Consider the following 24849-nt stretch of genomic DNA (forward strand, 5'->3'; position numbering starts at 1 on the left):
ACGAGCTGGGATGGTGGCAAGGGTGCGGGGGAACACCTCTTCCCATACCGAACAGAGCCGTTAAGCCCCGTTACGCCGATGGTACTGGAGTCACTTCCGGGAGAGTAGGTTGCCGCCACCACAGAATGCCAGGTCCGTATCCACCGATACGGACCTTTTTTTATGGCCTTACGGTTTCAACTGGACAAACACATAATAATTTGGATCGCTGGTCAATTGAGTGACGCCCGGTGTTTGTAAAAATTGCCAAGCCGTTGTCGGATGTAAATTCTGCTCAGGTCCGGCGTTATTCAGGCAAACACGTAAAGGCATATTGAACCCGGGGACGCAATTTGTCCAGCGATACTGCACCCGGTTTTTTACCATTCTATATTCCAGGGTTGGAATGCGGTAATCGCATAAGTATTGATCGAATACTTTCTGGAAATCAATCCCCGATTGTTGACTAATGTACTCCTCAATCTGTTTCCCTTCTACCGTCTGGTGATAAAAGGTTTGGTTGAGTCCTCGTAGAATTTGCCGCCATTTCTCGTCATTTCCGATAATTTGTCGAATGGTGTGCAGCATGTTTCCTCCCTTGTAATACATATCGCCTGATCCTGAACGGTTTACATTGTAATAGCCGACAATAGGTCTATCGTTTCGGATTAGCGCGCGGGTACCCGTAACATAAGCCGATCCTGCATCTTTTCCGTAATAATATTCAGTAAACAGATTTTCAGAATAATTGGTGAAGCTCTCGTGCACCCACATATCGGCGATGTCTTTGTACGTAATGTTGTTGGCAAACCATTCGTGGCCAGACTCATGGACAATGATGAAATCCCAGAGAAGTCCAAACCCGGTTCCGGACAAATCCCGGCCCAGATACCCGTTTCGAAAGCGGTTTCCGTACGTAACTGAACTTTGGTGCTCCATGCCCAAATAGGGGGTTTCGACCAGTTTGTAACCGTCTTCGTAAAATGGATACGGGCCAAACCAGTGTTCGAAGGCTTTCAACATGGGTTTAACCTGCTGAAATTGCCGACGCGCCGAATCTTCGTGTTCAGGCAGCGCATAGAAATCCAGGTTCAGTGACCCTTTTTCACCCTGAAAAGTGTCTGACCAGTGAACGTAGTTGCCCACATTCAGATTGACGCCGTAATTATTAATGGGATTTCTGACAAACCAGTCGAAGGTATGGCTGCCATCTCCATTTTCGGTAACCCGGCGTAAACGGCCATTCGACACATCCGTCAATTCTTTCGGCACGGTAACGCTGATGAGCATGCTGTCGGGCTCGTCGTACATGTGATCCTTGCACGGCCACCAGGCGCTGGCTCCCAATCCCTGACAGGCCGTGGCAATAAACCATTGCCCGGCTTTATCCCGTTTCCAGACAAAACCGCCATCCCAGGGCGCCCGTTTGGCAACGTGCGGTTTTCCCGCATACGAAACTATCAATGACTCCTGCTGCCCCGTTACCTGTTTTTTCTGAAGCGTAACAAAATACGCATTGCCGTCCTGCCGGAACGCCAGCTCTTTGCCATCCTGCACAACTTTCTGGACTTTGAGCGGACGCTGCAAATCGATTTGCAGGGTTTGGCTGGGTTTCAGAACGCGGTATTGAATGGTTGTACTGCCGCTGATTGCGCTGTCGGCCGGATTCAGTTTTACCTGCAAATGATAAAAGGCCAGGTCCCACCAGACCCGTTCGGGAGTGATGGAACCGCGCAGGGTATCGTCGTGCGTAAACGCAAACTTTTGGGCGGAAGCCGCGACCGAAAGGAACAGGCCGAGCAACAGCCAGGCGGTTTTAGCTAGTTTATTGATCATAGGGTAACTACAGGAGACAGTTAGACAAAAGAGAAAAGCTAATAGATTATCTCATTGATTTTTAACCGGTTAGTCGCTTATCTATTCTCTTTCTTCTTTTGTCTGAGTTTAAAACGATATGAATGTTGATTTATGGGACGTTAGCGAGGGCCGGGCGGGCAGTACCTCAACAAATAGTTGGTGTATAATGTGCGGAGATGTTTAGTCGTCCCTTCGCCTTCCGAAATACTGTGCGTACGGTTTGGATACGGCATGACCTGAAACTGCTTATTGTGTTTAATTAGCTCATTGATAAGTACTTCAGCGTTGGAGTAATGCACATTGTCATCGCCCGTTCCGTGAATATACAGCAAATTCCCCCGCAAATTTTTGGCGTAGGTGATGGGCGAACCAGCTACAAAATCTTCCCGGTTTTCCTGCGGTAAACCCATGTAACGTTCCTGATAGATGTTATCGTAGAATAGCTGGTTGCCAACGGCGGCAATAGCGATACCTGTTTTATAGATTTCGGGGTATTGAAACAGCAATTGCAGCGTGGTCGAACCTCCTCCGCTCCAGCCCCAAACGGCTACCCGGCTCGTGTCCAGGTAAGCGCGTTGTTCGAACAATTTTTTGGCGCCCATTGCCTGATCGCGGACGTTAATGCGACCAATCTGCCGGTAAATGGCTTTCCGCCAGGCAGCGCCCTTGAGCGTGGGCGTTCCCCGGTTGTCCAGCGCAACGTAACAATAACCCGCTTTAGCCATGTCGCCATCAAATTGCGCATTGCTGCCTGCCGAAAAAACATCGTTGGTCGTCGTGGAAGCCGGTTCGCCATAGACATAGAAAACCACCGGATATTTTTTCGTACTGTCAAAAGCAACCGGTTTCCGAATCCAGCCATCCAGCGTGATTCCATCGGACGTTTTGACCGTAAAAAACTCAACATTTCGGGGCGTTTGTGCTGCCGGAGAGGGGCGGGGAACGGTCCGAATAACCTGATTATCGGACAAGCGGACCCACTCGGTTTTCAGGGGAACCTGGTGGCTATTGAACGAATGCTGTGCAAACTGGCCGCCGGGAGCAATGTCGTACGAATGCGTTCCGGTTTCACTGGCGGGCGAAATCCGTTCCAGCTTCCCTTTTCCTTCCATTTTCGTTCGGTACAAATACCGCTGAGTCGGCTGATTGGGCGAGGCAATGAAGTAGATATACCGGTTTTTTTCGTCGATGGCGCTGATGGTGGCAATGTCGAAGGCGCCCGGGGTAAGCAGCGTTTCCTTTTTACCGTCGCGGCTAAGCTGGTACAAATGCCGCCAGCCATCTTTTTCTGAAACCCATATGAACGATTTGCCGCCGTCGAGCCATTCCCAGCCGCTCGGATTGCCCCGATTCCAGCTTTCTTTCGTGTCGATCCAGGTGGTGCTGGTTTCCTCGTGAATCGGTGCGACCGAGCCATCGGAGGCCTGGGCGACGAAAAGGATGCTGCGGTTTTGTTTTCGGTTTAATTGCTGGATAATCAGTTCGTTGGTGTTGGGAAACCATTCCATGCGAACAAGGTAATGCTGCTGCGGATCGCCGGGAATAGCCAGCCACAGGGTTGCGCCACCGGTTGCCGGAACGACCCCGATGCGCGCTGGCGAAGGGGATTCGCCGACTTTGGGATACTCGACCGGAACGACGCGCGAATAGACCGAATCGGTCGTGTTGAGCATCAAATAGTCACGGATGGTGCTGGCATCAACCTGCCAATAGGCAATCTGCTTGCTGTCGGGGCTCCAGCGAAAACCGTCGCGGCAGCCAAATTCTTCTTCATAAGCCCAGTCGAAAGTGCCGTTGATGCGTTTGCGCGTACCGTCGGTGGTTAACGGAGTCGTTTTTTCGGTTGCAATATCTTCAACGAATAAATTATTCTTACTCACATACGCAACTTTGGTTCCGTCAGGGGAGATCTTCGCGTAAAGGAGCGACTGACCAGGCTGGCCTTTTCCAACCTGCCGCAACTGACCGGTTTTTCGGTTGAGCAGGTAATAATCACCACGGGTGTTATACCGCCAGACCCGGGCGGTATTCGTGAAAATCAGGACGGTGGCAGAATCGCTGCTAAAGGCAAAACCGGCCACAGTCAGCGGTTTTGTGGCACCAGCGGGTGTTAACTGTTCTTTGGAAACCAGGGTTTTTTCCTGCCCGGAAATGACGGCGGTCTGGACGATGGCCTCCCGATTAACCGACAGATAAGCCTTGCCATCGGAAGTCCAGCGAACTCCCTGAGCTTGGGCTGCCGATTCCTTTTTTAAGCTGGTAACTAGAAGTAAACTGAAAAAAAATGTTCTGACAATCAGTTTCATATGGTTAGAATAAAGCTTTAATGTACTGACCGGGGGTCAGGTTGTTGATGAGTTTAAACTGGCGGTTAAAATTGGATAAATTCGTATAACCGCACGAAAAAGCAATCTGGCTAATGGGTAACTTCGATTCCTGCAACAGCCGACACGCGTGTTCGATGCGCACTTCGTTCAGCAGTTGCGAATACGTTTTTCGGGTATGCAGCCGGAAAAACCGGCAGAAAGCGCTGGGAGTCAAATGCGCCTGAGCGGCCACATCTTCCAGCGTGATCGGCGACGCGTACTGGTTCAGAATATAGGTAAAGACATTGTCCAGCCGCTGGTGATCGTCGGGTCGGCGGGGTTGCTCATAGGCCGTCACCGACAGGAGTTCCCGGTTGGGATTGGCAGCCATGCGGTCCAAAACCGTCAGCAAAGTCATCAACTGCTCGAAGGGGCGGAGCGTATGCAGTTGCTCCATATAGGTCGTGGTAGAAACCGGTTCGTTGAATCGAATCCGGACGCCGTGCCGGGCTTCCTGAAAAAGTTGATTGAGATGATTCAGTTCCGGCAGGCCGAAAAAAGATTCCTGCAAATGTTCAGGACGCAGGTATACGGAGTAAGAAAGCGACCGCTGGGTGGTTTTCGGGTCGAAATAAGCCGGATCGTTGCGGAATACATGCGGCAAGTTGGCGCCCAGGAGCAGGAGGTCGTAAGGCCGGAACCGATCGATGCGGTCGCCGACAACCTGGGTTCCCACGCTTTCCTTGATCAGGGTCAGTTGCAACTCAGGATGAAAATGCAGCCGGTCGTAAAAATGCGGGCCGTCGTCGACCTGCACCCGAAACGAGCGGTCATCTACGGTAGGTACCCGAAACAGCAGCGGTTTCATCAGGTCTGAGAAAAGTTAGCGATACGCAGTTGAACAAAGTAGTAATAAAACGAATAAGTGGTACACAATTAGTCGAATAAATGCATTGAAATGACTAAACTGGCAAAAATAGTATTACTATCAATCAACTCCTGTGAAGTTGTCCATGCTTCTTTTTGCCAATTTTGTTTACCTGAGTCCTGACAATCAACTCTGCTAAAATCCTGCATTTTATGGCTATTAACGTAAACTGGAAAGGCGTTTATCCGGCGCTGCTCACGCCCTTCACGGCCGACGACGAACTTGATTTGCCGCTGTTCGCCAAGAACTTACACGCTCAGCTCGACGCGGGCGTTCACGGAATGATCATTGCCGGATCGCTGGGCGAGGTCAGTACGCTGAGCGGGTCGGAAAAACTGGCCCTGCTGGAAACCGCCCTGGAAACCACCAACGGCCGGGTGCCGGTGATCATGAACGTTGCCGAAGCGGTTACGAAGGATGCCGTTCGGGGAGCACGTGAAGCCGAAGCCGCCGGTGCGGATGGCCTGATGTTACTGCCGCCCATGCGGTATTTTGCCGATTCGCGCGAAACCGTCGCGTTTTTCAAAACCGTTGCGCAGGAAACGTCGCTGCCGGTCATGATTTACAACAATCCGGTCGACTACAAAATCATGACGACTGTGTCCATGTTTGAGGAACTGGCCGAACTGCCGAACATTCAGGCGGTCAAGGAATCGACCCGCGATTTGACCAACATTACCCGGATGCGGAATGCATTTGGCGATCGCTATCGCATTCTGGGGGGCGTTGATACGCTGGCGCTGGAAGCGCAGCTGTCGGGGGCCGACGGCTGGGTGGCCGGTCTGGTCGATGCGTTTCCGCAGGAAACCGTTGCTATTTTTGAACTGGTCAACGCCGGACGGATTCAGGAAGCGCTTGCTATTTACCGCTGGTTTATGCCCTTGCTGGAGCTGGATATTCAGCCTAAACTGGTGCAATACATTAAGTTAGCCGCAGCCGCAACGGGAATTGGCTCGGAATACGTTCGGGCTCCGCGACTGACGCTGGTGGGCGAAGAACGGACGCGCGTACTGGCCGTCATCGAAGCTGCACTGGCAACCCGGCCCGTTTTGCAAGCGGTTTAAGCATGGTTTTCGGTTATACGGTTTTATGAACTACAACTTTTATTGCATCGATGCCCACACCTGCGGCAATCCGGTTCGGGTGGTGACGGGCGGCAGCATTCCGCACCTGACGGGGGCGACGATGAGCGAAAAACGCCAGCATTTTCTGCGCGACTACGACTGGATTCGGAAGAGCCTGATGTTTGAACCGCGTGGGCACGATATGATGTCGGGCAGTATTTTGTACCCGCCCAGCGACCCCGCCAACGACGTGGGGGTGCTGTTTATCGAAACCTCGGGCTGCCTGCCCATGTGCGGCCACGGAACCATCGGAACCGTGACGGTCGCGATTGAACAGGGGCTCGTGGTGCCCAAAACGCCGGGCGTCCTGAATCTGGAAGTGCCCGCCGGTCTGGTGCGGGTCGAATACCGGCAGGAGGGTCGCAAGGTGAAATCAGTGAAAATCACCAATATCAAATCGTATCTGGCGGCCGAAAACCTGACCGTCGACTGCCCGGACCTGGGAACTCTGACGGTCGATGTGGCTTACGGCGGTAATTTCTACGCCATCGTTGATCCGCAACCGAATTTTCCCGGTTTGCAGCATTACAAAGCGGAGCAACTCATTGCCTGGGCGCGGGTAATGCGGCAGCGGATGAACGAGCAATATACATTTGTGCATCCCGAAAATCCGACCATCAACGGCTTGAGCCATATTTTGTGGACCGGCGAGCCACTGGCGGCTACTTCCACGGCCCGCAATGCGGTTTTTTACGGCGACAAAGCCATTGACCGTTCGCCCTGCGGCACCGGAACCTCAGCCCGACTGGCGCAATGGTACGCCAAGGGCTGGTTAAAACCGGGTCAGGATTTTGTTCACGAAAGCATCATCGGTTCCATTTTTACGGGCCGGATCGAGCAGGAAACCGAGTTGGCGGGAAAACCGGCCATTGTGCCGAGCATCGAAGGCTGGGCGATCATCCACGGTTTTAATCACATCATTCTGGACGAAGACGATCCGTACGTCCACGGTTTTCAGGTAATATGAAGCACATCGGGATAATTGGCGGAGGTGTAATTGGTTTATTTTCAGCTTACTACCTCGACAAAGCGGGGTATAAAGTAACGGTTTTTGATCGAAACACGCTGACCGACGGCTGTTCGTTCGGGAATGCGGGCATGATTGTGCCGAGCCACATTATTCCGCTGGCGCAGCCGGGTATGGTGGCGAAAGGAATGCGGATGTTACTGAAGTCGACCAGTCCGTTTTACATCAAACCGCGCCTAAACGCCGACCTGTTGCGCTGGGGCTGGCTGTTCTACAAACATTCGACGCCCGAACATGTGGAGCGCTCGATTCCGGCGCTGCGCGACATCAGTTTGTTGAGTAAAAAATTGTACCAGGAACTGGCCGGATCCGGCGATTTATCGTTTGGCTGGCAGGAAGTCGGCTTGCTGATGTTGTATAAAAACGCGGCTACCGAACATGAAATGACCGAAGAAGCGGACGTCGCCAACCTGGCCGGGATTGAAGCGCGGCAGTTGTCGGGTGCGCAGGTTCAGGATCTGGAGCCGGATGTCCGTGTGAATGTGCGGGGGGCGGTTTTTTATCCCGGCGACGCCCATCTGAGCCCCGGGCAGTTGATTCGCTCGCTGGTTACGTACCTGAAAAAGCGCGGAGTGACGCTGCTGGAACGGCAGGAGGTAAGCGGTTTTGGTCAGACTGGTTCGCGGATTACATCCGTGCGAACGGTTTCGGGCGAGCATTCCATCGACGAGCTGGTGATTGCCGCCGGAGCCTGGTCGCCGGAACTGACGCGGTTGCTGGGCTTTCCGCTTTCGTTGCAGGGCGGAAAAGGGTACAGTTTTATGCTGCGAAATCAACGCCCGAATATCCGGGTTCCGGCCATTATGCTGGAAGCGCGGGCCACGGCCACGCCGATGGGTGCAGATCTGCGGTTTGCCGGGACCCTCGAAGTGGCTGGAACGGATCTGTCGGTCAACATGAACCGCGTGCGGGGCATTGTCAATTCCATTCAAAACTATTACCCTGATATGCCCGCTGAATTGCCGGACGTGTCGAAAGTCTGGAGCGGTTTGCGGCCCTGCTCGCCCGACGGTTTGCCCTATCTGGGCCGGGTTTCGGGTTTTGAGAATCTAACGATGGCGACCGGGCACGGCATGATGGGCGTAAGTCTGGGACCGGCTTCGGGAAAATTAGTGGCGGATTGCATTGAAAATAAGACGCCGGAAATGGATTTAACTCCGTTCAATCCGAAGCGATTTGCGGCAAATTCCTGAGAAAATTTCAAGAATGTACGGTTTCCCGAACAAAAAAAGCCGTTTATAGATAATAATGTTTATAAAAACCGTTAACTAACAAGTAGTTATCAACTTATTGAAAAAATAGTATCTTGCCATTTTCGATTCTGCTTGACGGAATTGACAGAAACGCTCTACTTTTGTGTAGTTATAGACTATAACTATCCCATGCCATGAAAATCAGCCCGCCAGAAGTTGGCCGATATTATTACGTCGGAAATGAACCGACGCTTTTTACGGAAAAACTCCTGCAGGAAATCCTGCCGCATCACCGTCCCCAACCCATTCGGTTGACCAAGCAATGGTTGACCCTGTTCGGCTTTCGGCCGGATTCCGCCCGCCATTTCTGGTTTTTTCAGGATTTGAAACTGGTCCCCGGCCTGAATTGCTGGCTGTGCGTGAGCACCCGCCGGTATTTGCATTACGTGCATGAACTCCAGGAATGCTTTGCCGATATTTACCAAACCGAACTGCCTCTCAAAACGCAGTCCTAACCATTTCCAACAGCTCCCGGCGGTTTTAGCAGTTTTCCCGGTTTCCGGATAAAATGAAGGCTTTCTGATTCGTAAGTAGGTTTAGCACGATATTTGCGTATACCTGTTGTCTGATAATTAGGCACTGACCATCTACACCTCCCGCTTCCTTTCAAGAAAAATAGCTGTTGCTCACAACCGGTTATTCACGGGTATCATTCCAAGGAAACCGCCTGAAATCAGCGCCAGGGCGTTTTGTGGCATATGATTCCGCCAAGTTTTTAGCGCGTTGAATGCCATTGTCGGCATGTCTAAAGTGCCATTTCCCAGACCGCGTCCAATATTTTAAAGAAATTTTCGCATCCATAGACAAAAAGTTACCATTTAGTTTCATTTAGTACACTTATTGCAGGAAACTACTTAGTTACATTCAATTCTTGCCACTTTAACTCCCACTGCACTACCATAACTCAATTGATATACACAAATGAAACTGAATCAATCTGTTTACAAAGATCAGGCGTGGAATTTTATATCGGAAACGCCGGGTTTTTTGGCTGATAATGTGCAGTTGGTACTGGCGTTCGGTGAACGGTTTTTATTGGAACGATTTGATTTATACGACCAGCTTCGGGCGCGTTATCCGAATGCCGACATCGTCATTAATTCAACTTCCGGTGAAATTTACCTCGATAAGGTGCACGATGATTCGATTATTGTGACGGCTATTGAGTTTGAAAAAACCGCTGTTCGGACGGTTCAAATCGATATTAGTAAACACACTGAAAGTTACAAGGCGGGCGAGAAAATCGCGGAAGCCCTGGACGCACCGGATCTGTCAGCGTTGTTTTTGATTTCCGATGGCAGTTGGGTAAACGGGAGCGACCTGATCGAAGCGCTCAATCAACTGCTGAAACAGCCGGTTCCCGTATCGGGCGGTTTAGCCGGAGATGGCGCCCGGTTTGAACGGACCGTGGTGGGACTCAACCAGAATCCGGCGGCCGGTAAAATTGTCGGCATCGGTTTTTACGGCCACGATCTGAAAGTCGGGCATGGCTCGATGGGCGGCTGGGATGTTTTCGGGCCGGAACGCGAAGTGACTAAGGCAACGTATAATGTTCTGTATCAGATCGATGACAAGCATGCGCTGGATTTATACAAGGAATATTTAGGGAAATACGCCGAAAGTTTACCGTCGGCGGCCCTGCTGTTCCCGCTGTCGATGCGGACAACGGCCGAATCCGAACCGCTGGTAAGAACCATTCTGGCGATTGACGAGGAAACCAAAAGTATGACCTTTGCGGGTGAAATGCCCGAAAAAGCGTTGGTGCGGTTTATGAAGGCCAATTTTGACCGACTCATCGATGCCTCGGCTACGGCGGCCAATACGTCCATGAACCAACTGCATTTTGCGCCCGAACTGGCGATCCTGGTTAGCTGTATCGGCCGGAAACTGGTATTGGGGCAGCGGACTGAAGAAGAAGTGGAAGCGGCCCGGGAAGTATTCGGGAACAATGCGGTGATGACCGGTTTTTATTCGTACGGCGAGATTTCGCCTTTACAATCCAGCGCCCGGTGCGAACTGCACAACCAAACGATGACCGTAACGGTCTTTTCTGAGAATTGATCCATGGAAACAACTGACCTTCATAAACTGCTTGCCCGACAAATCAACAAGCATCTGACGGACGAATGCCTGCAACACGAACGGTTTCAGCATTTTGTAAAAGCCGTCAACGACTCTTACCGGAACTTCGATCGGGACAAGGAGTTATTCGAACATTCAGCGCTTCTGAACGAAAAAGAGTATGCGACGATCAATCTCAAGCTGAAGGAGGAAATCAGTCAGCGTCGGCAGTCGGAAGAAAAACTGATCGAAGCCATCAAATCGATGGAAATTCCGGGCGATGATGAAATGCCGGTTTTCGGACCCGAAAACCTGGTTGCGCTGGTCGATTTTCTGCAAAAGCAGATTGAAAACCGCAAGCAGATCGAGAACGAACTGCGGACGGCTAAAGAAATTGCCGAAAATGCAACCCTGGCCAAATCGGATTTTCTGTCCATGATGAGCCACGAAATCCGGACGCCCCTCAACGGTATTGTCGGCATGACCTACCTGATGAGCCAGGAAGAGGTGTCACCAACACTGGCGGAAAATCTCAAAACCCTGCAGTTTTCGATTGAACACCTGCAGGCCCTGATCAACGACATTCTGGATTTCAGCAAGATTGAAGCGGGCAAAGTTGATCTGGAAGAAGCTAGTTTTGACTTTAAACACCTGGTTTCCAATATCAAACGGGCACATCAGTTCAAAGCGGAGGAAAACGGCACCCGGATCAAACTGATGGTGGACGACGACATTCCCGATTCGCTGCTGGGCGATTCGCTGCGGATTGGTCAGGTATTGTCCAACCTGGTTTCCAACGCCATCAAGTTTACCAAAAAAGGTACGATTACCATCGAATTGTCGCTGCTCCATAAGGATGACGAAGTGGCCTCGATTTACGTTTCGGTGCAGGATACCGGGATCGGCATTGCGCCCGAAAAGCAGGAGGCTATTTTCGAAATGTTTACGCAGGCCAATTCCGCAACCACCCGGCAATTTGGTGGAACCGGACTTGGACTGGTGATTACCAAGCGGTTACTGGAACTGCACGGCAGCAAGATCGAAGTTGAAAGTGAGGAAGGAAAAGGTGCCAAGTTTTCTTTCAAGCTTGATTTACGCATCAGTTCCGGCGTCAAGCAGTCGTACGCTCTGATGGATACCATCAACGACCAGACGCTGAAAGGGGTCAGGATTTTGCTGGTGGAGGATTATCCCGTGAATGTAAAGGTCGCGCTCAAGTTCCTGAGCCGCTGGGGAGTTGTGGTCGATGTAGCTGAAAATGGTCAGATTGGCCTCGAAAAATTCCTGGCGGGTTCTTACGACCTCATTCTGATGGACTTGCAAATGCCGGTGATGGACGGATATACGTCGACGCAGCAGATCCGGGAAACCGATACGAAAATTCCGGTGATTGCGCTAACGGCTTCGGCAACCTACAGCAACCGCGACCGGGCGATTAACGCCGGGATCAACGATTACGTAACGAAACCGTTCAATCCCAACGACTTGTTTCAGAAGATTGCCAAATATTGCCACCGGCTGAATTAAAAACCGCCGAAAAAACCACACCTGATTTCCCATCCACCCTTTATTTTTCAATAGGTATGGAACATCCCGCCGACAATGGTATCGATTTTTTAGATCGTGAACGCTTGGTGCGGCTCTATGAAGACGATACCGAAATGCTCATTTCGGCAATCGAGACTTTTCTGGATGAAGTAGTGATCAGCTTTTCGGAACTGGAAAACCTGACCGGGTCGCAGAACTGGGAGGGTTTGAGCGAACTAACGCACCAACTGAGGCCCTGGCTGGGTATGGTGGGACTGACCAGTCTGGAAACCAGGCTGTGGGAAATTGAAATGCTGGCCAGGGAAAATCCGAACGCCGAAATACTCATGATTTCCTGTACGGATTTCAACCGAAACCTGAGCAAAATGACTCCGATCCTGCAACTTGAATTGAAAGAATTAACCAAATAGCACTCGATTTAGATTGAATAAAAATATGCAGATAACAATGCTTCAAATGTTCTGATAATCAGATATAGAATTATTAAATATTAGTTAAATAAGTTCATTTTCAAGCTAAATGGCTCGTTTTTTGTGAATATTAGTTATATTTATCAGACAATAATTAAATTAGATAGGATTGTAGTACGGTTTTTGTAGTTGCTTCAATAAGGGTAGCGCGCATGATACTTGCTACGAACAAATAGCTGGGTTTGATGAAACTGAATACCCACCGTATCAAACCCGGCTTTTGAATGTTTAAATAGTTACAATTCATTTTATGGAAAACCAATACCATGTTCTTGTTGTAGAAGATGATACGTACATTCGTAAAGTTCTTCGCCATACTCTGAAAGCTGAATTTGTAATCACAACGCTGAATAACGGGATTGAAGCGATGGATTGGTTGGAAGCGGGAAATCCTGTCGATATTATTATCACCGACTTGCAAATGCCGTACCTGAGCGGCCAGGACCTGATCAAAACCATCCGGGCCAGTTCGTTGTTGCGTCAGGTTCCGATCATCGTATTGTCCACCTTCACCGATAGTGCTACCAAGATTGCTTGTCTGGAGCAAGGCGCTGATGACTATATGATTAAGCCATTCAACCCGATGGAGGTAAGGGCCAAAATCAACGCGATTCTCCGCCGGAGTGGTGCCACTACACCCTCGTCTTCCACCGGAAACTGACCATCTTTCTGATTCTTCCTAGCTCTCGATCATCATGATGACGGCTTTAGCAAACGGAACAACTTATCGGGTTTTATACGTTGAAGATGACCCGCAAATGGCCGCGACTTTTAATCGGGCGTTTGGCGAAACCGCTTCGATTACGATTGTAACCAGTTTGGAAGAAGCTCTCTTTTGTCTGGATGCCGACCCGTCGATTGATCTCGTGGTTTACAATGACCGCCTGAACAGTGCTTCTTTTCTGAACAGGATCAAGGACAAGCCGAATTCCGGGCGGTTTTCAACCATTTTGCTGACTGGCGAAGGCTCCATTGACCTGGGTGCCGAGCCATACCACGGGCGGGTTACCGATGTTTTTCATTACGGCTATTCCGAAGCGGCTTTTCAAACGCGCCTGTCGTATCTGATTCTGAAAAAGCAGTATGCGGAGAAAAAGCAGGTAGTCGAAAGCGAAGGCGGGGAGCACAAACACACGAAGGTGCGAATGCCCATTGGAAAGCGGATTTTCGACATTACGCTGTCGTTTTTCCTGCTGCTGATGATTTCACCCATTCTGCTGGTGGTGGCTATTCTGGTTAAACTCGATTCGAAAGGTCCGATTTTTTACGGTTCCAAGCGCGTGGGCATGGGCTACAAAGTGTTCAACATGTACAAGTTCCGGACGATGCGGACGGATGCCGACCAGATGCTGGCCAGCATGGCATCGAAGAATATGTACAACGTGAAAAAAGCGGAAGAACCGGTCGACCAGATTTGCGACGAATGCCAGCTGGTCGGTTCCTGCCAGCGTCCGCTTTTTCTGGACGACAAGCAGGTGTGCGAAAAAGTGTATTTCCGCAACGAGAAGGCGAAAGCGATGTTTTCGAAATTCAAGGAAGATCCCCGCGTGACGCGACTGGGCAAAATTCTGCGTAATACCAGTATTGATGAGCTTCCCCAGTTTTATAACATTCTCCGGGGCGATATGTCGTTCGTTGGCAACCGGCCGCTGCCGCCTTACGAAGCCGAGAAACTGACTGCTTCGGGATACGCCCGGCGGTTTGCAGCTCCGGCCGGTCTGACGGGTCTGTGGCAGGTGACCAAGCGGGGCGGAGCCGCCGTTTCGGATCAGGAACGCATTCAACTCGACGTGCTTTATGCCAAAAAATACTCCTTCCGGACCGATTTAATGATTGTAATACGAACACTGAAAGCGGTATGGCAAAAGGAGAACGTGTAGACAGCGCACCGCTAATTTCGCTGATTACAATCAATTACAACCAGGCAGTGGTGACCTGCCAGTTGCTGGAATCGACCCGGCGGTTAAAATACCCGCGTTTTGAAGTTATCGTGGTTGATAACGCGTCCGTTGAAGATCCGACCGATCTCATCATGAGCGGCAATTATCCCAACGTGAAAGTCGTCGTCAGCCCGGTCAATCTCGGGTTTTCGGGCGGCAACAACCTCGGAATGCAACATGCCAGCGGTGACTACTTTTTTTTCCTGAACAACGACACCGAGGTGACGCCGGATCTGTTGCATCAACTGCTGGAGCCTTTCCAAACCAATCCGAAAATCGGGATTACCTGCCCCAAAATTCGCTATTACGATCACCCGACCGTCATTCAGTACGCCGGTTATTATCCATTGAACCGGTATACGGGCCGCACCTGGTCAATTGGCCTGGGCGAAACCGATCGCGGTCAGCACGACAAATCGGGACTCACCAATTTTGCCCACGGCGCTGCCATGATGGCCAGCCGCCGGGCGGTTGAGATAGGAGGGGCGATGGACGAATCGTTCTTTTTGTATTACGAAGAACTGGACTGGTCGATGCAGATTCAGCGGGCCGGTTTTCAGATTTATTACCAGGCTTCGGCCCTGATTTACCACAAGGAATCGATCAGCGTGGGTAAAACCAATCCCATGAAGGTTTATTACCACACGCGAAACCGCTTATTGTTCATGCGGAGAAATGTCAGCGGTTTTCCGTTGTTTTTCTTCGTCCTGTATTACTTCTGTTTTGCGCTCACCAAAGCGGCAATCGTTTATGCCGTTAAACGACAAACGGCGTATCTCGTCGCGCTGAAAAATGCCGTCCTCTGGCATTTTACGAATAAGATTCACCGACCGGAAAAAGAAGTTTTCCCGCCCGTGATTGCGGGTGTTTAACGACTCTTTTTTATGGAAATCGTATTGGCAGCCTGTGGCTGTATCGTCCTTTATACGTACTTCGGATACGCGTTGATTGTATGGATTCTGATTCGGATTCGGGGGCAGCGACCGGTTTTGAAGACCGACACGGCTTTTATGCCCGACGTAACGTTGATTATTCCGGCTTACAACGAGAGGGCTTTCCTGCCGCTCAAAGTGGCCAACTCGTTGGGTCAAACGTATTCTCCCGATCGGATTCAGTTTTTATTCGTCACCGAAGGATCGACGGACGGTTCTGCTGAATTTCTGCTTTCTGAGTATGGCTCAAGAGTAAAAATTCTGGGGGGCACGGAGCGCCTGGGCAAAGTAGCCGCCATGAACCGGGCCATGCAGCAGGTAACCACGCCACTGGCTATTTTCACTGATGCCAACACGATCCTGAATACGCAGGCGGTTGAAAAAATTGTCAGTCATTTTCGGGACCCGGAAGTGGGAGCCGTAGCGGGCGAAAAGCGGATTCTGACCAATGCCAGCGAGTCGGCGGCCGGTTCGGGCGAGGGGCTCTACTGGAAATACGAATCCCTGCTTAAACAACTCGATTCGGAATTGTACACCATTGTGGGGGCCGCCGGTGAATTATTTGCCATTCGGACGGAACTATACGAACCGGTTGAAACAGATACCATTCTCGACGATTTTGTCATTTCCCTGCGAATTGCCGGACAAGGATACCGGGTGGCTTATGAGCCGGAAGCTTTCGCCATGGAACGCCCTTCGTTCTCGATTGTTGACGAACAGAAGCGGAAAATACGGATTGCCGCGGGCGGTTTTCAGTCGATGGTGCGTCTCAAATACCTGCTGAATCCGTTTCGGTATGGCTGGCTCACCTTCGAGTACGTTTCGCACCGGGTGATGCGATGGGCGCTGGTGCCGTTTTGTCTGCCACTGATTCTGCTCGCGAATGCGTACCTGGCCATCGAAGCTTTTTCGTCGCCCTCTCCCTGGGCACACGGCTGGTCGGCCCTATTTATTCTCCAGTGCCTTTTTTACACTGCCGCTTGGGTGGGCTACGGGTTAGAGAAAAAGCGGTTAAAATGGGCAGCGGTTTTTATCCCTTTTTACTTTACCTTCATGAATGCGTGCATTCTGGCGGGACTGGCGCGGTATTTGAAAGGCGCTCAGTCCGGAACCTGGGAAAAAGTCCGCCGGGCCGATGAGATGGGCATTTGACCCACAACTTCGTTATACCTCCCTGATTTACCTGTTAGTACTACCTGCTCATACCTCCCGGAGAAATAACAGGCGATTCTAAAATCGTAACGACTATTACTTACTCTTAGAGATTGTCCAAAAATAGTAAATCATGTTTTCTATGGTGCCCCCAACCCCCTAAAGGCCGGGCGGCCGGTGCCGGGCTTTAATCGGCATTTTAAAGCCCCCTTTAGGGGGTTGGGGGCCGACCGAAGAAAGGGAAAATTTGAATTTTAGACAGTCACTTACTATTGATCAGTAAATGACTTTTTCTACGAAAGAAACGTTCTTGTGCGGTTAATTTATTTTGTCTGTTATTTGCCGACAATTAAATAATTATTTGTACAACTATTGAACGAGTAATTAAAATTTAATTTAATGTACGGAAGCGGTTTTTTATTCTATCACCGGAAATGTCCTATTTGCCAGACTATATAATGTACAATTTTTCCGTTTCGATATCTAACCCCGCTGCCAAATTCTGAATGGGTTGGGATGGGCAGTTTACTTCCGTCCGTGAGGAAATTAGGCTTTGCCTTCTCGTTTAGCTATTTTTAATGATTCTATCCAGCCTCCGGTACAACTCCCCGACTTTTAAAATTGGCTTTTTATCAATAGAAGCGGGTTCAATCGCTGCGCAATCGCATAACCATTGAATCATTACTGAGATTTGTGATTAAACCAGACTTGCCGCTTTGCCCAACCTATATAAAATCGGTTGTGCGCAAATCAACAAACCGGCGTGCCAAACTGTAGCAGATAATCCATTTTTCAAAAAAAAGTCAGGAGTAATAAAATTGATAAGATTAATTTAATCTCTATCAAAATAAGCTGGGGCTGGGCGCAATAATATTTTCCTATTTTAATCAGGATGAGTAAGTTATTGTCCTATATTTTAGCTGATTATGGTGGTTTTTCGGGGTGTTTCGAAATACTATTTTGTCTGGTAACCAAGTCTTGAATCCGTAAATAAAATATTAAAAGCTGGTTAAAAACCGGTATGATTTTTGAGTACTTCAACACTATAATAAGTGAAATTCTTTCAGTGAATTTTACTCTTTATGTGAATTTTATTCAATAAGTCCTGTATTAATACTTACAATATGAAACAAAAATTACTTCTCTGTACCTTATTGATTGCATCTTTTATCGTTTTTATAGGTGTTGCCGAACCACTTGAAAAGGGATCTTTTCTAGATAGCTATTCCAGTTTACTGGCTGCCCGAAAAACTCAGTTTTATGGTATTTCGCTAAATGCGCTGACTAACTTCAGAGCGCTGCCGGGAAAAATTGAAGCCGAAAGTTACGATGCCATGAGCGGTGTCAATACGGAAAACACGTCGGATACGGGCGGAGGACTGAACGTGGGCTGGATTGAAATGAATGACTGGATGGATTACAACGTCAACGTTCCAACCGCCGGCATTTATACCCTGAAATTTCGTCTGGCGACGGGCCAGCCGGACGGCAAACTGGAACTGCGCAGTTCGACCGGCGTGGTACTGGGAACGCTGAACGTTCCCCAGAGCGGTGGCTGGCAGGGATGGACCACGGTCAATATGATCGCTACCTTACCCGCCGGTGACCAGATTTTGCGCGTTTTCGCCAAACAGGGCGCCTGGAATTTCAACTGGTTTGAAGTGGCAGCCGCCAGAGCCGTCCCGGCTAAAATTGAAGCCGAAAGTTATGATTTAGCCAGCGATGTTAAACCCGAAACCACCTCGGATACGGGCGGAGGAGAAGATGTGGGCTGGATCGATGATAACGACTGGATGGATTACAATGTCCGGGTGCCTTTCAACGGTTCGTATAAATTCAATTTCAGAGTAGCCCGGAGTTACGGCGGTGACGGTAAAATCCAGATCAAAACCGCTTCGGGTACAGTATTGAGTACAGTGACGGTGAGTCCGACGGGCGGCTGGCAAACCTGGGCAACCGTCAGCGGAACCTGTAACTTGACTGCCGGTGATCAGATCATTCGGATTAACGCTTTGCTGGGTGGCTGGAATTTCAACTGGTTTGAAGTCATCAGTCTAACCCCGCCACCGACGCAGTCCACCATCACGTTCGCGGCTCTGCCCGACAAAACCGTGGGCGATGCACCTTTTAATCTGGTGGCTACCAGCAACAATACCCAGACACCGATCACGTTTGCCTCCTCCAATCCGTCCATTGTTTCGGTTTCCAACAGCACGGGTAGCTGGAAAGCAACGGTCGTTGCAGCCGGAACGGCGAATATTACCGCTTCACAAGCCGGGAACAGCAATTACACGGCGGCCGCTAATGTAGTTCGCACGCAGGTCATTCAGGCCGCGCCGATTACACCACCCCCGTCGACAACGGGCACGCTGGGTACCAAAATTACGATCGATCCCAAAAGATGGTATCAGCTCAACAACATCACGTACGGAATGGACGGTTTGTTCGACGGCGTAACCAACGTGGTTGTGAATACCGGTTATGGAAAAATTCTGGAAAACTTTGATGCCTATTACCCGTTGCTACCCGGTGAGCAGTTCAATTTGAAAGGGGTTAAATTTTACGATGGTGAAGGGACGATGACCGATAAACCCATGACCCTGTCGGTCATCACCGACCAGTGGCAGCGGATTCCTGTCGCGACCTTTACCGGACAGGAATACAATAACTGGGTGGGACCGGACCCCAATCGGCAGGCTACTGGTGATGCTAAATTTTTGCTGAATACGCCCATCACCAACGCCCGTTATCTGGTCATCAACGCCTGGTGGGGTTATCCGACCGAAATCGAATTGTACGGTTCGTATACACCCCCAACCAATCCGGTAACACCGGCTCCCCTGAAATCCATCAAACTGAAGGATGTCATGCACATCAATGCTTTCGAGTGGGACGTTGAGGACGCGCAGTCGTCGCTGGTCGATGAGTCGAAACTGACGGCGCTCAAAACGTTTACGGGCATTCGGCATTACATGGACTGGGAAAAACTGGAGTCGACCGAAGGCGGTTACACGTTTAACCCGACCCACAGTGGCAGCTGGAACTATGACTTATTGTACGAACGCCTGAAGGCGGAAGGGGTCGAGGTGCTGGCGTGTTTGAAAACCATTCCACCGTGGTTGCAGGCCACGTATCCGGATGGCGAGCGCGATTCGGAAAACGTACCGGTTCGCTTCGGGAAAGACTTTTCAAGCCCTCTTTCGTACATCGAGCAGGCCAAAGTTGCCTTCCAGTACATCGGTCGCTACGGTTACAATCCCAACGTCGATCCGTCGTTGATGAAGGTCAATTCGGCCCAGCGCTGGAACGGAGACGGTATCAATACTGTAAAAATCGGCCTGGGTTACATCAAGTATATTGAGTGCGACAATGAGCGGGATAAATGGTGGAAAGGCCGCAAAGGTTACCAAACCGCTTACGAATACGCTGCGAACCTGTCCGCTTTTTACGACGGACACAAGAATACGATGGGACCGGGCGTGGGCGTGAAAAATGCCGATCCGAATGTGAAAGTGGTAATGGCCGGTTTGGCCGGAGCAACCACCGGTGCGGATTACGTCCGGGCAATGGTGGAATGGTGCCGCCAATACCGGGGCTACAAAGCAGATGGCTCGGTGAACCTGTGCTGGGATGTGATCAACTACCACCTGTATTCGGACAACGCGAACTCCCTGCAAAGCGGTACGTCGACGCGCGGAGCAGCTCCTGAAGTCGCCATTACGGCCGACGTCGCCAAGGGTTATGTTCAGATGGCGTACCAGTACGTGAAGGATATGCCGGTCTGGATGAGCGAAGCCGGTTACGATGTGAACCAGGGAAGTCCGTTGAAAGCCATTGCGATCGGTAACAAGTCCGTATTGCAAACCCAGGCCGACTGGATTCTGCGGACGTCGTTACTGTATGCCCGCTCGGGTGTTGAAAAAGTATTCCTGTATCAGGTTTACGACGATTATGCGCCCAGCCCCGGCCAGTTTGCGTCGATGGGTTTAATCAATACCGACAAAACCCGCAAACCCGCCGGCGATTTCATTTATCAGACTAAAAAGGCGTTTGGCGAATTTGTTTACAAGCAAACGCTGAGCAACAATCCCATCGTGGATCGGTACGAACTGAACGGAAAATCAGCCTACATGCTGGTGGTTCCCGACGAAATTGGCCGGACGGCTTCGTACACACTGGATCTGGGAACGGCAACGCAGGCCAAAGTGTACACGCCGAAAGCGGGCAGCAACGCAATGGATATGCAACTGGTGAGCACCACGCAGGGGAAGCTGACCATGACCGTAACGGAAACACCGGTTTTTGTAACGTCGGCCGATGTAGTGGTCGATAACGGCGGGAGCGCCCGGGTTGGTGTTGATAAGAATCTGGGATCGGCGGAAAGCACTCAACTGCACAATGCGATCAAGGTGTATCCGAACCCAACGGTTGATTACATCAGCATTGATCTGCAAAACGAAAACGAGAATAAGCTGGAAGTAAAACTGTTTAGCGCGACGCTTGGAACGCTGCACAAAGAAATAAATATCGACAAGAATGAAGCGGCTTTTACGGGAAAAATCGACGTTTCTTCGTTGCCAACCGGCGTTTATATTCTCGAAATCAAGCAGGGCAACGACCGCGCTTTCCGCAAAATCATTAAGATGAAATAGTAGGTTTATAGAGTGATTTGGGAATACAAAACCGCCATCCGAAATTCGGATGGCGGTTTTTATTTGCCAACAATTAAGATGAAAATTAAGGAGCTAAATGCAGATCGTAATTGTATTTGATTTGGCGATAAACCGTTCGGGCGAGGCTAATAAAAGGATTGTTGCTTTGCTGTCGCCAGTTGTTCCGCGTAACCGTACTGGGTTCATCTGATGAGTTGATCTGATCGAACATGGAACTATAATCGGTCAGAAAAAGACCTTTTCCTTTCTTCCGGATAAAAGAAAGACACATGAGGTATTCGGCTTTATCGGATTTGATTCCTTCCACGTATTTGCCGAATTTATTCAGGAAAGTACTTCTCCGTAAATGAGGATGGTCGCTGTAATAATAAATCTTGTTGTAATCACTGTACCAGGGTTTATAATTCATCTGCGAAAAATGCTTTATATACGGCGTTAGATAGGGATACGCAAAGTAAGCGTAGAAGCGCACAATATCCAGATCGGCTTCCTGTTTCATGATCAGCAGTGCCTCACTGAACAGTTCAGCAAACGTCGGCTTGGGAACAAAGTCTTCCTGCACATAGAGCGTATACGGCGTTTTAACGGCTTCCTGTCCTTTGTTAAGATTGTTGGCTAATCCCTTATTTTTGGGAGTTCCTACTAAACGGAATTCGTACGTTTCCAGCATTTTCTGAATCGCTTGCTGGTGCTCCGGTTTGCTGGCATCATCCGAGACGATAATTTCCCCAAACGAACATTTCAAATCTCGAAAAGACTTTAACAAACGCTCCAACGAACTGCTTCTGTTGTAGTGCGTGATCAGTAGTGTAACGTCCGGGAAATGATTTTTAAGAGCCGTCATAGCGTTGTATTGGAAAAGCATTAAAATAGCTTATACTTTATTTTATCACTTTGTAGTAGCTAACTCGAAACTGTTTTTAACTAACCTGAATTTTAAATAAAACCACCGTACAAAAAGAAAGGGGAGACTTTTGTTCTGCCGCCAGTCACTGCGTCCAATCGTACTGGGTTCGAGCGATGAATTTACCTGATCGAACATCTCGCTGAAATTGTTCAGGAACAGCCCTTTCCCTTTCCGATGCAGAAACGACAGGCACATGAGGAATTCGGCCTTATCCGACTGAATTCCTTCCACATAGCGGCCAAATTTGTCCAGAAAAGTACTTCTCCGCAGGTGGGGATGATCGCTGTAATAGTAAAATTTTAAATGATCGGCGTGCCAGATCCCGGGTTTATAAAGCATCTGTGAAAAACCGTTTTTATACGGTTTCATATACGGATAAGGGTAATAAGCATAAAACCGCACGATGTCCAGATCCGACTCCTGATTCATGATTTGCAAAGCATCTTTAAAATGCGCGGCAAAGCTGGATTTCGGAACAAAATCTTCCTGCACGTAGAGCGTATACGGCGTTTTGACAGCATCCTGACCTTTATTAATGTTATTGGCCAGGCCCTTGTTCTTGGGCGTTGAGATCAGACGAAACGGATAAGTATTCATCATTTTCTGAATCGCCTGCTGGTGTTCCGGTTTGCTGGCGTCGTCGGAAACAATGATTTCCCCAAACGAACAGTCTAAGTCCTGAAATGCCTTCAATAATCGCTCTAATGAGCTACTTCGATTGTAGTGGGTTATCAGTAATGTAACCTCTGGAAAATGATTTTTCATGCTTACCTAAACAGTAAAACCTGTCCTCTTTTTGTATATTCTATCGCCTGATTATTCTCGTCCTGAATGGTATATTTAATAATCCACGCATAGACGCCGGTTTCACACGGGTTTTCCAGATAGGTTCCATTCCATTTTGTTTCCCGGTCCGTACTTGAAAAAATGGCGTTGCCCCAGCGGTTATAAATGATCAGTTTGGCGGCAATAACTTCGGTGTAATAAATGTCCAGCAGGTCGTTGGTGCCGTCATTGTTCGGGCTAAACGAATCCGGTACATCAATCCGGGATAACCGGCACGAACTGCATTGTTTTATCTGGATATCATCCAGCGCAAAATCATTACCGCAACCACCCAGTTCATTATTGATTAATCGAATAATCAGTTGATCGGTATTGGCCGGAACCGTAAAGAGGACAGCGTAACGAACCCAGATTGGCGAGCGCGTGCGGGGAATAGTACCGGTTTTTCCCGTTTGAATACTTTCGCCATCGCTGGTTTCAATTTGCATCGTTATATCGGGATCATGCGGCACTTCCAAACCGCACGTTCCGTCGGGCATGATCAAATTTAAATTCACCACCCACATCGATAATTCGTAGGTAGTGCCACTGCAAAGCCCGGTTATGGTTTGCTGATAAAAACTCCCCTTATAAGGCGGATTGATAACCAGCATATTTCCATTTACGTCATCCGGCGTGTGATCTTCAGCGAGCCCGTGCCAGCTTGAGGTATAACAGGTTTTATCAACCGAACTTCGGACGGCATATTGCCCGTCATTCGGGCAGCCATCGGTCACGTACGTATACGGAATCTGTTCGGGTAACAGGGTAGTTATTCCATTGGTACCAAACGTCTGATTGGTGTTTATTTCGGCGGCTAATCGATTACAGGACTGCGCAAAACAAGGGCACTGAATGACTAAAAAACAACTAATTAATACCGGTATGGCGATCGTTTTACGACCTGTTGGCTGATTGATACGAAAGTGCTTAATGCAGGAAAACATGACTTTCGCAGTTGAATCATGACGGCGTCGAACTGGATGGCGTGAGGTAAAACCCAAGCTCCCGAATGGCCTTACCGACCCGAACCATAAATGCTTTGCCCAAATTGCCATCGGCAACCAGCCGACGATCGCTCGTCCAGACGCGCGCACCCGGATCGGTAACCCGAAACGTGGCACCTTTGCCCTGTTGCTGCAGGGAAAGCGACATCAGGCCATCCTCGCAGCGACCCGTTGGGGGAGGGGGCGTGCCTGCCGCGATCAACTCGGCAACGGAGCCTTCCCGGCCCGAATCCAGATCAAAACCGCCCACCGCCAGGGCATCTTCCCGGCGAAAAGCAAAGTTGAAACCGTATACGTTCAGGTACGGTTTATGACGGTTTCGTACCCAACTGATCAATTGAGCGGCTTTTTCGTAGCAGGCCAGGGCTAGACGGGACGATTTCGGACTGGGCAGAAACGAATACAAACCGTAGGTACAGGCAATGCCGGGCGTATTCAACGGTGCCGTCAGGGCTTCCACCCAACCCGCCGGATAAAGGCAATCGGCGTCGGCATTGGCGTGAATCCGGCCCCGGGCTGCCAGCAAACCCGCCTGTCGGGCATAGGCCACTCCCGGCTGTTTTTCAATAATGGAACGGACGCCACATTTATCCAGTAGTTCCTGAGTCCGATCCGACGAATTGTTGTTAACTACAAGTAACTCGGTCGGGACGGAAACCTTTTGATCTGCCAGCGATGAAAGGGTATTGAGCAGGTTGGCTTCCTCGTTATAAGCCGGTATAACAATGGATATTTCCGGATTATCGACCTGAAACCGGGCCAATCGGGTCCGGAGATCATAGATTCGCTGGGCAGGAACATTGTCGGCCTGGTAAACAAATGTATGTTTAGAAAGCCATCCGGGTAACATACTCATTGCA

19 protein-coding genes and 1 rRNA gene are annotated in these 24849 nt (G+C 49.8%); 13 read left to right on the forward strand and 7 right to left on the reverse strand.

Annotated features, from left to right (window positions below):
* Window positions 1–9: 9 nt before the first annotated feature.
* Window positions 10–121 (forward strand): 5S ribosomal RNA (gene rrf / locus GJJ30_RS12885).
* 47 nt (window positions 122–168) lie between these two features.
* Here rrf and GJJ30_RS12890 read toward each other — a convergent pair.
* The 3 genes from GJJ30_RS12890 to GJJ30_RS12900 form a co-directional block, all read right to left on the reverse strand.
* Window positions 169–1815: a M1 family metallopeptidase gene (locus GJJ30_RS12890; protein WP_154175577.1), complete on the reverse strand. Its 1647-nt coding sequence runs from the start codon at window positions 1813–1815 to the stop codon at window positions 169–171.
* 140 nt (window positions 1816–1955) lie between these two features.
* Window positions 1956–4142: a S9 family peptidase gene (locus tag GJJ30_RS12895; protein WP_154175578.1), complete on the reverse strand. Its 2187-nt coding sequence runs from the start codon at window positions 4140–4142 to the stop codon at window positions 1956–1958.
* A gap of 4 nt (window positions 4143–4146) precedes the next feature.
* A complete protein-coding gene (locus GJJ30_RS12900; protein ID WP_154175579.1) occupies window positions 4147–5010 on the reverse strand; it encodes an AraC family transcriptional regulator in 864 nt (287 codons plus the stop codon).
* A gap of 212 nt (window positions 5011–5222) precedes the next feature.
* Here GJJ30_RS12900 and GJJ30_RS12905 point away from each other — a divergent pair, with 212 nt between their 5' ends.
* From GJJ30_RS12905 to GJJ30_RS12960, 12 genes are all read left to right on the forward strand, one after another.
* On the forward strand, window positions 5223–6134 hold the full coding sequence (locus GJJ30_RS12905) for a dihydrodipicolinate synthase family protein (RefSeq protein WP_154175580.1): 912 nt from the start codon (window positions 5223–5225) through the stop codon (window positions 6132–6134).
* Between the two features lie 25 nt (window positions 6135–6159).
* The gene (locus GJJ30_RS12910; RefSeq protein WP_154175581.1) at window positions 6160–7161 is read left to right on the forward strand and encodes a 4-hydroxyproline epimerase; all 1002 of its coding nucleotides are present in this window, start codon (window positions 6160–6162) and stop codon (window positions 7159–7161) included.
* A complete protein-coding gene (locus tag GJJ30_RS12915; RefSeq protein WP_154175582.1) occupies window positions 7158–8414 on the forward strand; it encodes an NAD(P)/FAD-dependent oxidoreductase in 1257 nt (418 codons plus the stop codon). Before GJJ30_RS12910 ends, GJJ30_RS12915 begins: the two co-directional genes overlap by 4 nt.
* 194 nt (window positions 8415–8608) lie before the next feature.
* Complete coding sequence (locus tag GJJ30_RS12920) at window positions 8609–8929, forward strand: hypothetical protein (RefSeq protein WP_154175583.1); 321 nt, start codon at window positions 8609–8611, stop codon at window positions 8927–8929.
* 466 nt (window positions 8930–9395) lie between these two features.
* Complete coding sequence (locus GJJ30_RS12925) at window positions 9396–10535, forward strand: FIST signal transduction protein (RefSeq protein ID WP_154175584.1); 1140 nt, start codon at window positions 9396–9398, stop codon at window positions 10533–10535.
* A gap of 3 nt (window positions 10536–10538) precedes the next feature.
* The gene (locus tag GJJ30_RS12930) at window positions 10539–12062 is read left to right on the forward strand and encodes an ATP-binding protein (protein ID WP_154175585.1); all 1524 of its coding nucleotides are present in this window, start codon (window positions 10539–10541) and stop codon (window positions 12060–12062) included.
* Between the two features lie 56 nt (window positions 12063–12118).
* Window positions 12119–12493 (forward strand): Hpt domain-containing protein, encoded by a 375-nt coding sequence (locus tag GJJ30_RS12935; protein ID WP_154175586.1) that lies wholly within the window; start codon window positions 12119–12121, stop codon window positions 12491–12493.
* A 310-nt stretch (window positions 12494–12803) separates the two neighbouring features.
* Window positions 12804–13214, forward strand: coding sequence for a response regulator transcription factor (locus GJJ30_RS12940; RefSeq protein ID WP_154175587.1), 411 nt, complete (start codon window positions 12804–12806; stop codon window positions 13212–13214).
* A gap of 34 nt (window positions 13215–13248) precedes the next feature.
* On the forward strand, window positions 13249–14433 hold the full coding sequence (locus GJJ30_RS12945; RefSeq protein WP_310588239.1) for a sugar transferase: 1185 nt from the start codon (window positions 13249–13251) through the stop codon (window positions 14431–14433).
* Window positions 14412–15365, forward strand: coding sequence for a glycosyltransferase family 2 protein (locus tag GJJ30_RS12950; protein WP_154175588.1), 954 nt, complete (start codon window positions 14412–14414; stop codon window positions 15363–15365). The genes GJJ30_RS12945 and GJJ30_RS12950 overlap by 22 nt, the downstream gene beginning before the upstream one ends.
* Before the next feature lie 12 nt (window positions 15366–15377).
* Complete coding sequence (locus GJJ30_RS12955) at window positions 15378–16577, forward strand: glycosyltransferase family 2 protein (protein ID WP_154175589.1); 1200 nt, start codon at window positions 15378–15380, stop codon at window positions 16575–16577.
* Window positions 16578–17701: 1124 nt separating this feature from the next.
* Window positions 17702–21229 (forward strand): carbohydrate-binding protein, encoded by a 3528-nt coding sequence (locus tag GJJ30_RS12960; RefSeq protein ID WP_154175590.1) that lies wholly within the window; start codon window positions 17702–17704, stop codon window positions 21227–21229.
* A gap of 85 nt (window positions 21230–21314) precedes the next feature.
* On the opposite strand, the gene GJJ30_RS12965 is transcribed toward GJJ30_RS12960, so the two are convergent.
* Genes GJJ30_RS12965 through GJJ30_RS12980 form a run of 4 tightly spaced genes read right to left on the reverse strand, consistent with a single transcriptional unit; the run spans window position 21315 to window position 24845 of the window.
* Window positions 21315–22115, reverse strand: a complete 801-nt coding sequence (locus GJJ30_RS12965) for a glycosyltransferase (protein ID WP_310588240.1) — start codon at window positions 22113–22115, stop codon at window positions 21315–21317.
* A 24-nt stretch (window positions 22116–22139) separates the two neighbouring features.
* Window positions 22140–22922, reverse strand: a complete 783-nt coding sequence (locus tag GJJ30_RS12970) for a glycosyltransferase (protein WP_154175592.1) — start codon at window positions 22920–22922, stop codon at window positions 22140–22142.
* Between the two features lie 2 nt (window positions 22923–22924).
* Window positions 22925–23929, reverse strand: coding sequence for a T9SS type B sorting domain-containing protein (locus GJJ30_RS12975; RefSeq protein ID WP_170299182.1), 1005 nt, complete (start codon window positions 23927–23929; stop codon window positions 22925–22927).
* Window positions 23930–23945: 16 nt separating this feature from the next.
* Window positions 23946–24845 carry a glycosyltransferase family 2 protein gene (locus GJJ30_RS12980; RefSeq protein ID WP_154175594.1) on the reverse strand — a complete coding sequence of 300 codons (900 nt, stop codon included), beginning with the start codon at window positions 24843–24845 and terminating at the stop codon, window positions 23946–23948.
* Between the last annotated feature and the right edge of the window lie 4 nt (window positions 24846–24849).

It is taken from the genome of Larkinella terrae (assembly GCF_009668025.1).
In the GTDB taxonomy this organism is placed as follows: Bacteria; Bacteroidota; Bacteroidia; order Cytophagales; family Spirosomataceae; genus Larkinella; species Larkinella terrae.

Excerpts from the sequence above, each read along its gene's own strand:
- GJJ30_RS12905 (WP_154175580.1), top strand. The coding sequence starts at position 5,223 with ATGGCTATTAACGTAAACTGGAAAGGCGTTTATCCGGCGCTGCTCACG.
- GJJ30_RS12940 (WP_154175587.1), top strand. The coding sequence starts at position 12,804 with ATGGAAAACCAATACCATGTTCTTGTTGTAGAAGATGATACGTACATT.
- GJJ30_RS12960 (WP_154175590.1), top strand. The coding sequence starts at position 17,702 with ATGAAACAAAAATTACTTCTCTGTACCTTATTGATTGCATCTTTTATC.
- GJJ30_RS12915 (WP_154175582.1), top strand. The coding sequence starts at position 7,158 with ATGAAGCACATCGGGATAATTGGCGGAGGTGTAATTGGTTTATTTTCA.
- GJJ30_RS12975 (WP_170299182.1), bottom strand. The coding sequence starts at position 23,929 with ATGTTTTCCTGCATTAAGCACTTTCGTATCAATCAGCCAACAGGTCGT.
- GJJ30_RS12965 (WP_310588240.1), bottom strand. The coding sequence starts at position 22,115 with ATGCTTTTCCAATACAACGCTATGACGGCTCTTAAAAATCATTTCCCG.
- GJJ30_RS12900 (WP_154175579.1), bottom strand. The coding sequence starts at position 5,010 with ATGAAACCGCTGCTGTTTCGGGTACCTACCGTAGATGACCGCTCGTTT.
- GJJ30_RS12910 (WP_154175581.1), top strand. The coding sequence starts at position 6,160 with ATGAACTACAACTTTTATTGCATCGATGCCCACACCTGCGGCAATCCG.
- GJJ30_RS12980 (WP_154175594.1), bottom strand. The coding sequence starts at position 24,845 with ATGAGTATGTTACCCGGATGGCTTTCTAAACATACATTTGTTTACCAG.
- GJJ30_RS12945 (WP_310588239.1), top strand. The coding sequence starts at position 13,249 with ATGATGACGGCTTTAGCAAACGGAACAACTTATCGGGTTTTATACGTT.
- GJJ30_RS12925 (WP_154175584.1), top strand. The coding sequence starts at position 9,396 with ATGAAACTGAATCAATCTGTTTACAAAGATCAGGCGTGGAATTTTATA.
- GJJ30_RS12950 (WP_154175588.1), top strand. The coding sequence starts at position 14,412 with ATGGCAAAAGGAGAACGTGTAGACAGCGCACCGCTAATTTCGCTGATT.
- GJJ30_RS12890 (WP_154175577.1), bottom strand. The coding sequence starts at position 1,815 with ATGATCAATAAACTAGCTAAAACCGCCTGGCTGTTGCTCGGCCTGTTC.
- GJJ30_RS12970 (WP_154175592.1), bottom strand. The coding sequence starts at position 22,922 with ATGAAAAATCATTTTCCAGAGGTTACATTACTGATAACCCACTACAAT.
- GJJ30_RS12955 (WP_154175589.1), top strand. The coding sequence starts at position 15,378 with ATGGAAATCGTATTGGCAGCCTGTGGCTGTATCGTCCTTTATACGTAC.
- GJJ30_RS12935 (WP_154175586.1), top strand. The coding sequence starts at position 12,119 with ATGGAACATCCCGCCGACAATGGTATCGATTTTTTAGATCGTGAACGC.
- GJJ30_RS12930 (WP_154175585.1), top strand. The coding sequence starts at position 10,539 with ATGGAAACAACTGACCTTCATAAACTGCTTGCCCGACAAATCAACAAG.
- GJJ30_RS12920 (WP_154175583.1), top strand. The coding sequence starts at position 8,609 with ATGAAAATCAGCCCGCCAGAAGTTGGCCGATATTATTACGTCGGAAAT.
- GJJ30_RS12895 (WP_154175578.1), bottom strand. The coding sequence starts at position 4,142 with ATGAAACTGATTGTCAGAACATTTTTTTTCAGTTTACTTCTAGTTACC.